Below are 11,764 nucleotides of genomic sequence, written 5' to 3'. Positions count from 1 at the left end.
ATCTAAACACACTCGCTTTATCCAATACCGACTCAGACCTTGTTATGAATATTGCTGAACTGAACCCAAGTGACGCTCTGGAATCTATATCTGATAGCGATTTTGCAGATATTCCCCAACACCATCTAGAGGAATCTGATGAAATAGGCAGTGTCGAAGCTGAAATCTCAGAGGAAGTCGATAAATTAGCGGCTGGTCGCCCTTCCGGCTACCGCAAAACCGTTTCCGACGACACAGTGGGAGCTTTCTTTAAAGAGATGGCACGCTATCCACTTCTGAAACCAGAGGAAGAAGTAGAGTTAGCGCATCGCGTCCAATTTTTAGTAAAAATAGAGGCGCTTCAAGAAAAATTGCAAGAGGAGTTGGGACGCAAGCCTACAAAGGCAGAAATAGCAGCAGCAGATGGCATGACGGAAAGGCAGCTTGAGCATCACCTTTATCGCGGTAGAGTAGCGAAAAGGAAGATGATTCGCTCAAACCTGCGCTTGGTTGTTTCTATTGCTAAACGTTATTTAAATCGGGGCGTTCAATTTCTGGATTTGATTCAGGAAGGCGCACTCGGATTAAACCGCGCGACGGAAAAATTCGACCCAGACAAAGGTTATAAGTTTTCTACCTATGCCTATTGGTGGATTCGTCAGGCAATTACCCGGACAATTGCGAATGATGCTCGGACAATTCGCTTGCCAATCCACATTGTTGAGAAGCTGAATAAACTCAAAAAAGCGCAGCGAGAATTAAAGCAAGAATTGCACCGCAATCCGACAGAAGAGGAAATGGCGAAGGCTCTAGAAATTGAGCCAAACCAGTTGCGGCAGTTGTTGCAGTTGCGGAGGCGATCGCTTTCTCTAAATCATCGCATAGGTAAGGGTGAAGAAACCGAACTGATGGATCTTCTGGAAGATGGTGATAACCAATCTCCCGAAGAACAAATGAGCGAAGCGATGATGCGTCAGGAAATTTGGGAAGTCTTAGGAGATGTTCTCACCGAGCGCGAAAAAGATGTCATCTCTCTGCGGTATGGTTTAACTAGCAGCGAACCCTACACATTAGAAGAAGTCGGCTGTTTGTTCAATCTTTCCCGCGAACGAGTGCGTCAGATTCAAAGCAAAGCAATGCGGAAACTGCGCCGCCCTCAAGTCGCTAAACGCTTGAAAGGCTGGCTTAGCTAAGTTATTAGCTAATAGCTAATGGTAATTTACAATTAGCTATTAGCTATTAGCTATTTACAAATGATCAATGATTTAAATTTGCGCCCAGCTACTCCAGCTGATGTGCCAGTGCTGTTTCGCTTGATTGAGAGGCTGGCAGAGTATGAGAAACTATCTCATGCTGTCACTGGCAACGCTAACGACCTGAAAGAACACTTATTCGGCTCTAAACCCTATGTAGAGGCGATTATAGCTGAATATAATGGGCAAGCGGTCGGGTTTGCCTTGTTTTTTCATAACTATTCGACGTTTCTCACCAAGCCGGGGATTTATCTGGAAGACTTATTTGTTCTCCCAGCATATCGTCGTCAAGGTATTGGTAAACAGATTTTTAGCTATTTGGCAAAGCTTGCAGTTGACCGTGGCTGCGGCCGGATGGAGTGGAGCGTGCTGGATTGGAATCAACCCGCGATCGCTTTCTATGAGCGCATTGGTGCAGATGTCTTACCCGACTGGCGGATTTGCCGAGTGGCTGGAGAATCCCTCACCAACCTAGCATCTGCACCATTAACCTCTTCTGCCAGTGACGTAGGCAGCCGTTAGAGGGTGCTGTGGGGATGCAAATATCTGGGTAACTGAACCGGATTCGATCAATTGTCCAGCGCCATCCTGAACCCAAAATAACGCCACATCATCAGCAATGCGCTTTGCCTGTGCCAGATTATGGGTGACGACGAGAACCGTATATTTACCGCGCAGATTAGCGATTAAATCCTCTACCACTTCACTAGAAAGTGGATCGAGGGCGCTGCAAGGCTCATCCATTAGGAGAACATCAGGTTTGAGCGCGATCGCTCTGGCAAGACACAGCCGTTGTTGTTGACCGCCGGAGAGGGCAAGGGCAGGAGATTTCAGCCTGTCCTTCACCTCATCCCATAAGCCGACATCACGCAAAGCATCCTCTACAACTTCATCGATTTTTTCTCGATTTTTCACTCCGTGTTCCTTAAGCGGAAATTCGATATTTCTGATAATTGAAAGCGGAAACGGGTTGGGTTTTTGAAATAGCATTCCCACGCGGCGACGCAATGAAATTACATCGATTTCTTGCACATCTTGATTTCCCAGCAGAATCCGCCCTGATAATCGACAGCTTGCAGTTAAATCGGTGAGGCGGTTCAGGCAAGTTAAAAAGCTAGTTTTGCCACAGCCGGAAGGACCGATAAGCGCCGTAATGCTACCGGATTTGATGGAGAAGGTGACATCTTTAAATGCTGGTTTATTAGCATAAAACAGGCTTAAATTCTCAGTTTGTATTTCCGGTGGCTGAGTTGAGAGTAATGTTGCGTGTTGCTCGTTTTTGCTTGTATTTTTCATGAAAAATTTGAACCGCTGAGGACGCAGAGGGCGCAGGGAAACTTACGCTACCCAAATTCGTGATTGCCGAAAACGCACCGCTAGCCAAGATATTGCCGCATTAATTAGTAATAGAAAGCTGACTAATACTAGGGCGGAGGCGTAGGCATTCGATTCACCGCCAGAAACGTTCATGGCGAGGTCGTAAATGTGTACGGAGAGCGATCGCCCGGAATCCCACAATGACTCTGGCATTCGGTCTACGTAACCGCTGGTAAAGATTAAAGCAGCAGTTTCTGCGATCGCTCGTCCCAAACCCAACAGTAACCCCACCACTAACCCAGGCATTGCTGCTGGTAGCAATAACTCCCATAATGTTGCTGTACGCGAGAGTCCCAGCGCCGCCGCCGAACGTCGATAATCGTCCGGTACACCTCGCAAGCCCTCCTGCGTTGAGCGAATCAGAATCGGCAGCACCATACACGCCAGCGTCAACCCACCGGAAAGAATAGAAAAGCCCATCCCAAAAGTTTTGCAGAAGAAAGCGTTACCGAAAAGACCGAAAACAATCGAAGGTACACCTGCTAAAACATCTAAACTGAGGCGCACCAAACGTCCCAAAATACTATCATTCGAGGCGAACTCAGTCAGCAATACAGCAGTCCCCACTCCCAGAGGAATTGAAACCGCCATGCAGACTCCCACAATTAGCCCTGTCGAGACTAAAATTGGGGCGATTCCCCCATTTCGCCCAGCATTGCGCGGTTCTGTTGTTAGAAAGTCCCAGCTAATTTGACCGATACCATGCCAGATAATATCGCTTAACAGCCACAACAGCGAAGCTGTTACCACAGCCACAACAGCCCAAATGACCACGGTTGAAAGTAGCTCTGAAGAAGGTAAAAATTTAAAATGCAAAAACTTGGTTTTTTCTTTTGCATTGTGCCTTTTTACTTGTGATTTTCCTAAGGGGTTACTCATAGAAGTATAATCCTATTCACTTAAAAATAATTGCAGGTTGGGTTGAGAAACCAAACCCAATCTACGCAAAGTTTTGTTAGTAATCCTAATTGAACCGCATTAATAAATGTTTTCTTTGTTGCTCTTTTCCGCAGCAATTACTAAAACTACAATCATCGCCATTAATACCAATCCGCTAACAAACAAGGCGGCGCGGTGATTTCCTACTGCATAAGCCATCTCTAGGGCAATATTTGCCGTCAACGTCCGCACTGGTTCAAATAAACTTTTTGGTGTCTGCACCACGTTACCGCAAACCATCAGCACTGCCATTGTTTCGCCAATTGCCCGTCCAGTTTCCAAGATGATCCCCGTTAATAGCCCTGACTTTGCCGCCGGGAAAACCACCCCGCGCACCATCGCCCAGCGCCCCAATCCCAGCGCCGCCGCCCCCCGCAGATAATCTGGGGGAACGTTGGCAAGGCTAGCGTCCGCTACTAGAGCAATGGTGGGTAAAATCATTAGTGTCAGAATTAAAGTTCCAGCTAATAAACTCGGCCCCGGCGGGTGAATCCGTCCGATAATTGGCACCAGCACAACTAAACCCCAGAAGCCATAAACCACCGAGGGAATCCCTGCCAAAAGCTCGATCAATCGTCGGTAAAGTTTGGCTAAAACTGGGGGTGCGTAATAGTGACAAAAAACTGCTGAGAGAATGCCCACCGGAGTTGCTATTAACACTGCACCAGACATCACCAAAAGCGTCCCCGAAAGCATTGGTGTTAGGTTAAATTCATCACTTGTTGGATGCCAAGAGGGGTCTGTGAAGAAGCGTGTAAGCCCAATATTTTGCACAATAGGTAAGGTTTCCCAAATCAGGAAAACTATAATTAGGAGAACAATTGCACCGGAAACAATCGCCATTCCTCGCAACATCCAGACTAGGATGGCTTCATTTCGTAACTGGGACAAAATATTGCTCCTTTACAATGTCTTGCACGCTCTGGGAACTGGCAAAATCAATAAAATTCTTTGATAATCCAGTGGGTGTAGTTTTCGTCACCAGATTCAGAGGGCGAGAAATAGGAAAAGTACCTTTACTGACGTTGGCGATTGAGGCTTCTACTCCTTCAACTGGCAATAGTTTGATGGGAGTATTGTGGGTAGCAGCATATTCGCCAGAACCAATAGAGACGTAACCAACAGCATTAGGATTACCGGCTACTGTCTTGATTCCTTGCTCGTTATCGCCAATCACTACATCGGCTTTTATATTTTTCGTTTCTAATTTGAAATGACTGGCAAAAAGTTCTAAAGTAGAGCGACCTTCAGCCTTATTAACAACCGTAATCGGAGCATCTTTCCCGCCGACTTGTTCCCAGTTATTGATTTTATCGTTGTAAATATCAACAATTTGTTTGTCACTCAGACTTTTAACTGGATTGTTTTTATTAACAATGACCGAGATGCCATCTTTAGCAATGGTGAAGGCTTGCAGATCCTTTTCATTATCTTTGAGACTTCGCGACACCATGCCGATATCCGCTACACCCTGACGGGCATCTGCAACTCCCCGCGAAGATCCACCTGATTGCACGTCAATCCGGACTCCCGGATGTTGAGTTTCATACCGCTTGGCAATTTCTGAAGCAAGGGGCGCTACCGTACTAGATCCAGTCAAGACGAGTTTGCCTTGTAACTTATCGGACGACTGGTTTGCCACTGACGGGGCCTTTGCACAAGATTGCAGCCAGAAGCAAGCAGCTAACCCCGTCGAAAGGAAGGCAAGCATTTTTAGGTTCTTCATCTGTGATGAATTTAAGTTTTTTTTTATCTGTGTGATTCAAACGAGAGTAGGCAACATCCCAAGTCAATCGCCTTCCCAGCATTTGCCCTCTGAACTGTGGGATCTAGCTGATAAAGCACCGCTTTACCATCTCGCGTCGCCGTCACAAAACCTTCCTCCCGGAGAACTCTGAGATGATGCGATAGCAAACTCTGCTGCAACCCCAGCACTGCATTTATCTGGCCAACGTGCTTGGGACCGTTCATCAGGAGTTCTAAAACCTCAAGCCGTGTTGAGTCTGCCAAGGTTTTCAGTTTTTGGGCGCAAAAGGACTGCATGGATTCACCTTGTGGAAGTTGGGAATAAACCCAGGAGGGAGCTGAATAGTTATTGATATCAAATTATATTCATATCAATAACCATTTATTAGTCATACCTTAATATTTTCTTAAAGAAACACCAGGTTATGCAGTTGGTTTTCAAGTGTATATAGGCACCAGCTCCATACTTCAAGGGATACCTCTGCCCCACCCCTGCTCTGCGTTAGCGTCAGCGAAGCGCTGTCTTCGCCTTAGCGGTACGAAGTGCGGAGTAGGGGCTAAGAGTGATTTCCTCTTCCCGGAATAGGAAAAGGGTTGGGGATTAGGTTTCTAATAGTAGGTTGACAAAAACGGTGTACTATGTATATTTAATAGAGAATTAGTGGTATGAGATTGCTAAACGCGATCGCTCTCTTAAAAAAACACTTATTCTAAACTCTAATCGGAATCTTCATCGCCAATTCAGCCCCTTTTCCGGGTGCAGAAATACACTCTAAATTTCCCTTATGTTTTTCAACAATAATTTGGTAGCTAATCGCTAAGCCAAGCCCAGTCCCTTTACCAACAGTTTTCGTGGTGAAGAAAGGATCGAATAGTCTTTGCTTAACCTCTGGTGTAATACCTAAACCATTGTCTATAATCCGGATTTCTACTTGATTGCCCTCTACAACCCTGGTGCAAATCCGGATAGTGCCGGGATCGTCTTTAATTTCTTCTAGCGATCGCTTATGGTTGTACTCATCTAGAGAATCAATCGCATTCGTGAGTAAATTCATAAAGACTTGATTGATTTGTCCGGCATAGCACTCGACCAAGGGCAATTCGCCATATTCTTTAATCACCTGAATTTCAGGATGCCCTGGTTTATTTTTGAGTTGATTTTGCAAAATCACTAGCGTACTATCAATGCCCTCGTGAATATTAACTTCTTTCATGTCCGCTTCATCCAAACGAGAAAAGTTTCTTAGAGAAAGAACAATTTGACGTATACGCTCAGCTCCCACTCTCATAGAGGACAAGATTTTCTGAAAGTCCTCGGTCAGGTAGTTAAGCTCAATGTCTTCAATATGCGTTTTAATTTCCGGGGCAGGATCGGGGTAGTACTGCTGATACAAATCCAGCAATTGCAATAAATCTTGCAGGTATTCATTGGCAGGGGTAACGTTGCCATAGATGAAGTTAACCGGATTATTAATTTCATGGGCTACGCCAGCCACTAATTGACCCAAACTAGACATTTTTTCGGTTTGAATCAATTGGGTTTGAGTTTGTTTTAACTCGTGTAGCGTTTGTTCCAACTCTTTAGCTTTGTCTCGGTATTTAGCTTCAGCTTTTTGAATTTTTTCAAATAAACGAGCATTTTCCCAAGCCGTAGCGATTTGTCCAGCCAAAGTGTTGAATGTATCGAGATCGGTTTGGCTGAAGCGATCGCTTTGGTAATCTTGGATATTAAGCACCCCCAAAAGCGTGCCACGACTGATCAGCGGGATGGCTACCTCGGAACCCGCTTGACCGGGTTGTAATTCTGCTTGTGTCAATACATTACTGATAGCATCCACCCAGACGGGTTGGTGTGTTCTGGCGGCATGAGCGACAACAGAGCGAGCGCACTCCAGCGAGATACAGGCACTTTGGTCTTGCCTGAGTATATCGTAACTGCCAGAATCAGCCCACCTAACCAGTTGGCTGTTTGTTTGATCTAATAGATATATCTGAACATAGTGTAAACCAAAGCGATTTTGCATCAGGGCGATCGCCTCGCGCAACAGCAGTTCCGAGTCTAGGATCGCTTTCGACAGTTCGCTCACCGCAACGGTTACATGTTGACTCGCCTCCAGTTCGCGGGTGCGCTCTTCTAAACCCTGGAGTAGTTTACCGACCTGCGAAGCCATTTTATTAAAACTGAAGGCTAAGAGGCCTATTTCGTCCTTTGATTTAATGTAAGCACGAGCTGCGAGGTTGCCAGCAGTAAATTCGCTAACGCTTTCAGTTAGGTAAATCAAAGGTTTAGCTAGCAGTTGTCCGGTCGTCACAGCAGTGATGACAACTGCACCTGAAATAATCAAAGCAAGCAACAAAGTGTCGCGGGCTTGGGCTTCGATGGGCGCGAGAAATACCGATTGAGGCTGGACGAAAACCACAAACCAAGGCTGCGTCTTTAGCTTGGTAACTGCTGCTGCGTTCGGCTCGTTGTTTGTAGAGGATAAGGCGGTTGTAAAGTAAGGGGATGTTGCAGCGTTATCTAGACCTTGCTCAAAATCAGGAAAATTTGTCGAGAAGTTTGCCTCTTTTCCCTGCGGCAACCGTCCTTCTGCTTGCAGCGCTTTCACTTTAGCCGGTGGCAGGGGCGTAACCGATTTAAAATTTAACTCAGGTGCGTTGCCGTGAGCTAAACGGATATGGTTTTCATCCAGCAAAATCGCAAAGGATGCGCTTCCTCTCACCAGGTCGGTATTTTGGCTAACTAATCGCTGGACAGCAGCAGCGTTATAACGGATACGCAAGACACCGATGATATTTCCCGATGCATTTCGTACCGGACTACTGAAGTACAAACCGATCTCATTAGTAGTTGAAGAAAACTGGATGGGCGAGACATAGGGTAAGCCAGTTTTGAGCGGTTTCTGGAAGTAATCCTGGTCAGATTTATCCATACCAATGTCTGGTGTATACGTATCAATTACATCTCGCCCCTGACGATCGAGCAGCGCGTATGACGAGATATTCAAAGTATCTTTACGGCTGAGCGAACGTAAAGCGCCCTCCACTTCTGAGGCGATACTTTGTCTCTGGTTAGCAGGTAAACTTAAGTACTTGGCTAAGACTGGCAACTGAGCTTCAACCCGGACAGCATCCAGATTGGAGTTGATAAAGGCATCTATACTCAGGGCAGTTTGAGAAGCAGATGTTAAGAGGGTTTGATTAGCATTGTCCGTCAGCACTTTTTGTGTGGCTCGCTGATTCAAAAATGCTAGTAATAGCAAGGGGAGGAGCGCCACACCCAAGAAAGAAAAGATCAGCTTACTGCCTAGAGTAGAAAGTTGGAACTGTTTCACGGTCAATTTACCTTTTGTAACTGCTGCACAAAGGACGAATCGATTAGTTTTTGAATATCCGGCGCAGCGCTTAGCCCTCCGGTACGAGTATAGAAGTCAGCGTACAATTTGGCTGTATGATACAGCGACTGGGTTGTCGAACCTGGAGTAAATGCCTTTAAGTTGTCTTGCAAGCTGGACAACTTAATGCCATCTGTTGAAATGGTTTCAGGTTTAATATTGAGGGTTTTGGCAATTATTGTTTTGCTTTCTTCTGGATTGGCTTTCCAGTAGTCTTGGGCTTGGAACCAAGCGCGAATAAATGCCTTCACATCTTGAGGGCGATCGCGTACCACATTGCCATGAAACACGATGACATCTGGAATCAGCCCAGGAGTCTGCTTACTGGTGAATAGCACTTTAGCCCCAGATTTGACTGCTTGAGACAGATACGGTTCCCAGGTTTGCCCCGCTTGAATTTCACCACTTTTTAAGAAAGCTGGAATTGCTTCCGCTTCTATATTGACTAAGCTGACATCTTGAGTAGAAAGACCTTTAGTTTCTAGTATCTTGGTGACAAACAGTTCTCCAAAATCACCTAACTTAGTGCCGATTCGCTTTCCTTTCAAATCAGCCACGCTTTTTATATCGCGCTGAACTAGCAATGCGTCAGCACCAGCTGATTGGTCAGTGACTAAAACAATTTTTGCATCTGGGTTTTGCCCAAGCTTACTCATAACGCTACCTAATGGCACAGCAACCCCATCATTTTTATTCGCACTGAAGTTTGACAGGGGTACAAGAAAGTTTTCTGAATAAACGGGTTCGACTTTAACACCCTGCGCTTGGAAGAACCCTTTTTCTTGGGCGATCGCCATCGGAAAGTGTCCAGCCCAGAGACTATATCCGACCCTAAGAGGCAAAGGCTGTGGGCGGGAAGTTACGGTTGTCGTGCTATTGCAGGCGGTAATTAGCACAATGCTGAGTAATAAAAGAGATACAAAGCGTAGCAATCGAAATTTCATGCTAAAACCTGTTGATGTGTGTGACTCAAAGCGGTCAACTTCCTGGCTGCAACTGCTGCACAAAGGACGGATCGATCAGTTTTTGAATGTCCGGCGCAGTGTTTAGCCCTCCTGTGCGAGTATAGAAATCGGCGTACAATTTGGCTGTATAGTACAACGACTCTTCTGTGGTGCCGGAAGTAAAAGCTTTTAAGTTGTCTTGTAAAGTTGACAACTGGACTCCATTGGTGGAAACTTCTTCAGGTTTGATGGATAGCGTTTTCGCAATGAGTGTCTTGCTTTCCTCTGGATTCGCCTTCCAGTAGTCTTGAGCTTGAAACCAAGCGCGAATAAATGCTTGAATGTCTTTTGGGCGATCGCGTAATACCGAAGTACGAAACGCGATGACATTTGGAAGCAATCCAGGGGTTTGCTTAGTGCTAACTAGCACCTGCGCTCCGGCTTTAACCGCTTGCGATGTGTATGGTTCCCACGTATTTCCAGCTTGAATATCACCGCTTTCTAAACGCGCTGGAACCGATTCCGGTTCTACATTGACTAGGGTCACATCATCAGTGGTGAGGCGATTTTTCTCCAGCAAGGTGGTGACAAATAATTCTCCAAAATCCCCTAATTTAGTGCCGATTTGCTTGCCCTTTAAGTCGTTCATGCTTTTAATATCGCTTTGCACCACCAAAACGTCCGCGCCAGCCGATTGATCCGTTGCCAGAATAATCTGCACGTCTGGGTTTTTCCCAAAAATGTTCATGATGCTACCCATTGAGGTAGCGATCGCGTCAGATTTGCCAGCGCTGAAGGCAGATACTGATTGTAGATAGTTTTCTATATACACGGGTTCGACTTTCACCCCTTGCTGTTGGAAGAAACCTTTTTCGTGAGCGATCGCTATCGGAAAATTTCCAGACCAAAGATTATAGGTAACTCTCAGGGGCGGTTGTTCTGGGCGAGAAGTCACTGTTGTCGTGCCATTGCAAGCTGTAATAAGTAAAATGCTCAACAGAAAAAAAGATACAAAACGAAGAAATCGAGATTTCATACAGACCTGCTTTGATGCGTGTGAGTAAATGCAATCATATTGGCTCTTGTGTCAACTTCCCGATTGCACCTGCTGCACAAAAGAAGGAACAATCAGTTTTTGAACATCCGGCGCAGCGCTTAGTCCTCCTGTCCGAATCGAGAAATCGGCGTACAATTTAGTGGTATGGTACAGCGACTTTTCTGTAAAGCCGGGAGTAAACGCCTTTAAATTGTCTGGCAAAGTGGACAGATGAATGTTATCGGTTGAAACAGTCTCCGGTTGAATCTTCAGCCGCTTAGCAATCAGTGATTTGCTTGCTTCTGGGTTGGCTTTCCAGTAGTCTTGGGCTTGGAACCAAGCTCGGACAAATGCTTTTATCTGTGCAGGGCGATCGCGTATTACATTGCTGCGAAACACAATGACATTCGGAATCAAACCAGGGGTTTGCTTACTGGTAAATAGTACCTTTGCTCCCGCTTTCACTGCCTCTAATGTGTAGGGATACCAAGTTTGTCCGGCTTGAATATTACCGCTTTTTATGCGAGCTGGAATTGCTTCTCCTTCTATATCAACTAGGGTCACGTCATCGGTAGTAAGACCATTGCTCTCCAGCATTTTGACAACAAACAATTCCCCGTAGTCGCCTAACTTTACGCCAAGCCGCTTGCCCTTTAAGTCAGCGATACTTTTAATATCCCGCTGCACCACTACAGTGTCAGCACCAGCCGATTGATCGGTTTCCAAGACAATGTGGATATCTGGGTTTTTCCCAATGATGCTCATCACACCACCCAATGTTACGATGATGCCATCATATTTACCTGCACTAAAATCAGAAACAACCCCTAAATAGTTTTCTGAATACACAGGTTCAACTTCCACCCCCTGTTTTGCGAAAAATCCTTGTTCTGAAGCTATTTCCATCGGAAAATACCCAGGCCACAGATTGTAGGCAATTCGCAGTGGTGGAAGCTCAGGTTTAGAGGTTATAGAGGTTCTGCCATTGCAGGCTGTAACCAGCACAATGCTGAGCAGTAAAAGAGACACAAAACGGAAAAATCGAGATTTCATATTAAATGAATTTTGATGTTTAATTGCATGGAATAATGCTAT

11 protein-coding genes are annotated in these 11,764 nt (G+C 45.6%); 2 read left to right on the top strand and 9 right to left on the bottom strand.

Annotated elements, in window-relative coordinates; all coding sequences use genetic code 11:
* Nucleotides 1-44: 44 nt before the first annotated feature.
* Nucleotides 45-1,172: an RNA polymerase sigma factor, RpoD/SigA family gene (locus H6F66_RS14725; protein WP_190422524.1), complete on the top strand. Its 1,128-nt coding sequence runs from the start codon at nt 45-47 to the stop codon at nt 1,170-1,172.
* 60 nt (nt 1,173-1,232) lie between these two features.
* On the top strand, nt 1,233-1,754 hold the full coding sequence (locus H6F66_RS14720) for a GNAT family N-acetyltransferase (RefSeq protein ID WP_190422522.1): 522 nt from the start codon (nt 1,233-1,235) through the stop codon (nt 1,752-1,754).
* Here the strand turns inward: H6F66_RS14720 and H6F66_RS14715 are convergent.
* From H6F66_RS14715 to H6F66_RS14675, 9 genes are all read right to left on the bottom strand, one after another.
* Complete coding sequence (locus tag H6F66_RS14715) at nt 1,719-2,528, bottom strand: phosphate ABC transporter ATP-binding protein (RefSeq protein ID WP_190422520.1); 810 nt, start codon at nt 2,526-2,528, stop codon at nt 1,719-1,721. The two genes, H6F66_RS14720 and H6F66_RS14715, sit on opposite strands and share 36 nt — an antisense overlap.
* Before the next feature lie 42 nt (nt 2,529-2,570).
* Nucleotides 2,571-3,488 carry a phosphate ABC transporter permease PstA gene (gene pstA, locus H6F66_RS14710; protein ID WP_190422518.1) on the bottom strand — a complete coding sequence of 306 codons (918 nt, stop codon included), beginning with the start codon at nt 3,486-3,488 and terminating at the stop codon, nt 2,571-2,573.
* A 99-nt stretch (nt 3,489-3,587) separates the two neighbouring features.
* On the bottom strand, nt 3,588-4,439 hold the full coding sequence (pstC, locus tag H6F66_RS14705; RefSeq protein ID WP_199295248.1) for a phosphate ABC transporter permease subunit PstC: 852 nt from the start codon (nt 4,437-4,439) through the stop codon (nt 3,588-3,590).
* The gene (locus H6F66_RS14700) at nt 4,420-5,259 is read right to left on the bottom strand and encodes a phosphate ABC transporter substrate-binding protein (RefSeq protein ID WP_242019202.1); all 840 of its coding nucleotides are present in this window, start codon (nt 5,257-5,259) and stop codon (nt 4,420-4,422) included. The genes pstC and H6F66_RS14700 overlap by 20 nt, the downstream gene beginning before the upstream one ends.
* Before the next feature lie 38 nt (nt 5,260-5,297).
* Nucleotides 5,298-5,591, bottom strand: coding sequence for a metalloregulator ArsR/SmtB family transcription factor (locus H6F66_RS14695; protein ID WP_190422514.1), 294 nt, complete (start codon nt 5,589-5,591; stop codon nt 5,298-5,300).
* A gap of 413 nt (nt 5,592-6,004) precedes the next feature.
* A complete protein-coding gene (locus tag H6F66_RS14690; protein WP_190422512.1) occupies nt 6,005-8,629 on the bottom strand; it encodes an ATP-binding protein in 2,625 nt (874 codons plus the stop codon).
* 2 nt (nt 8,630-8,631) lie between these two features.
* Nucleotides 8,632-9,633: an aliphatic sulfonate ABC transporter substrate-binding protein gene (locus H6F66_RS14685; RefSeq protein WP_190422510.1), complete on the bottom strand. Its 1,002-nt coding sequence runs from the start codon at nt 9,631-9,633 to the stop codon at nt 8,632-8,634.
* 34 nt (nt 9,634-9,667) lie between these two features.
* A complete protein-coding gene (locus H6F66_RS14680) occupies nt 9,668-10,669 on the bottom strand; it encodes an ABC transporter substrate-binding protein (protein WP_190422509.1) in 1,002 nt (333 codons plus the stop codon).
* Nucleotides 10,670-10,720: 51 nt separating this feature from the next.
* Nucleotides 10,721-11,722, bottom strand: a complete 1,002-nt coding sequence (locus tag H6F66_RS14675) for an ABC transporter substrate-binding protein (RefSeq protein WP_190422507.1) — start codon at nt 11,720-11,722, stop codon at nt 10,721-10,723.
* Between the last annotated feature and the right edge of the window lie 42 nt (nt 11,723-11,764).

This window comes from Trichocoleus sp. FACHB-6 (assembly GCF_014695815.1).
Taxonomy (GTDB): domain Bacteria; phylum Cyanobacteriota; class Cyanobacteriia; order Cyanobacteriales; family FACHB-T130; genus Funiculus; species Funiculus sociatus.
The sequence above is the reverse complement of the archived record's forward strand: the minus strand, read 5'-3'. Positions and strand labels throughout refer to the sequence as shown.

Excerpts from the sequence above, each read along its gene's own strand:
- pstA (WP_190422518.1), bottom strand. The coding sequence starts at position 3,488 with ATGAGTAACCCCTTAGGAAAATCACAAGTAAAAAGGCACAATGCAAAA.
- H6F66_RS14725 (WP_190422524.1), top strand. The coding sequence starts at position 45 with ATGAATATTGCTGAACTGAACCCAAGTGACGCTCTGGAATCTATATCT.
- H6F66_RS14720 (WP_190422522.1), top strand. The coding sequence starts at position 1,233 with ATGATCAATGATTTAAATTTGCGCCCAGCTACTCCAGCTGATGTGCCA.
- H6F66_RS14715 (WP_190422520.1), bottom strand. The coding sequence starts at position 2,528 with ATGAAAAATACAAGCAAAAACGAGCAACACGCAACATTACTCTCAACT.
- H6F66_RS14680 (WP_190422509.1), bottom strand. The coding sequence starts at position 10,669 with ATGAAATCTCGATTTCTTCGTTTTGTATCTTTTTTTCTGTTGAGCATT.
- H6F66_RS14675 (WP_190422507.1), bottom strand. The coding sequence starts at position 11,722 with ATGAAATCTCGATTTTTCCGTTTTGTGTCTCTTTTACTGCTCAGCATT.
- H6F66_RS14700 (WP_242019202.1), bottom strand. The coding sequence starts at position 5,259 with ATGCTTGCCTTCCTTTCGACGGGGTTAGCTGCTTGCTTCTGGCTGCAA.
- H6F66_RS14695 (WP_190422514.1), bottom strand. The coding sequence starts at position 5,591 with ATGCAGTCCTTTTGCGCCCAAAAACTGAAAACCTTGGCAGACTCAACA.
- H6F66_RS14685 (WP_190422510.1), bottom strand. The coding sequence starts at position 9,633 with ATGAAATTTCGATTGCTACGCTTTGTATCTCTTTTATTACTCAGCATT.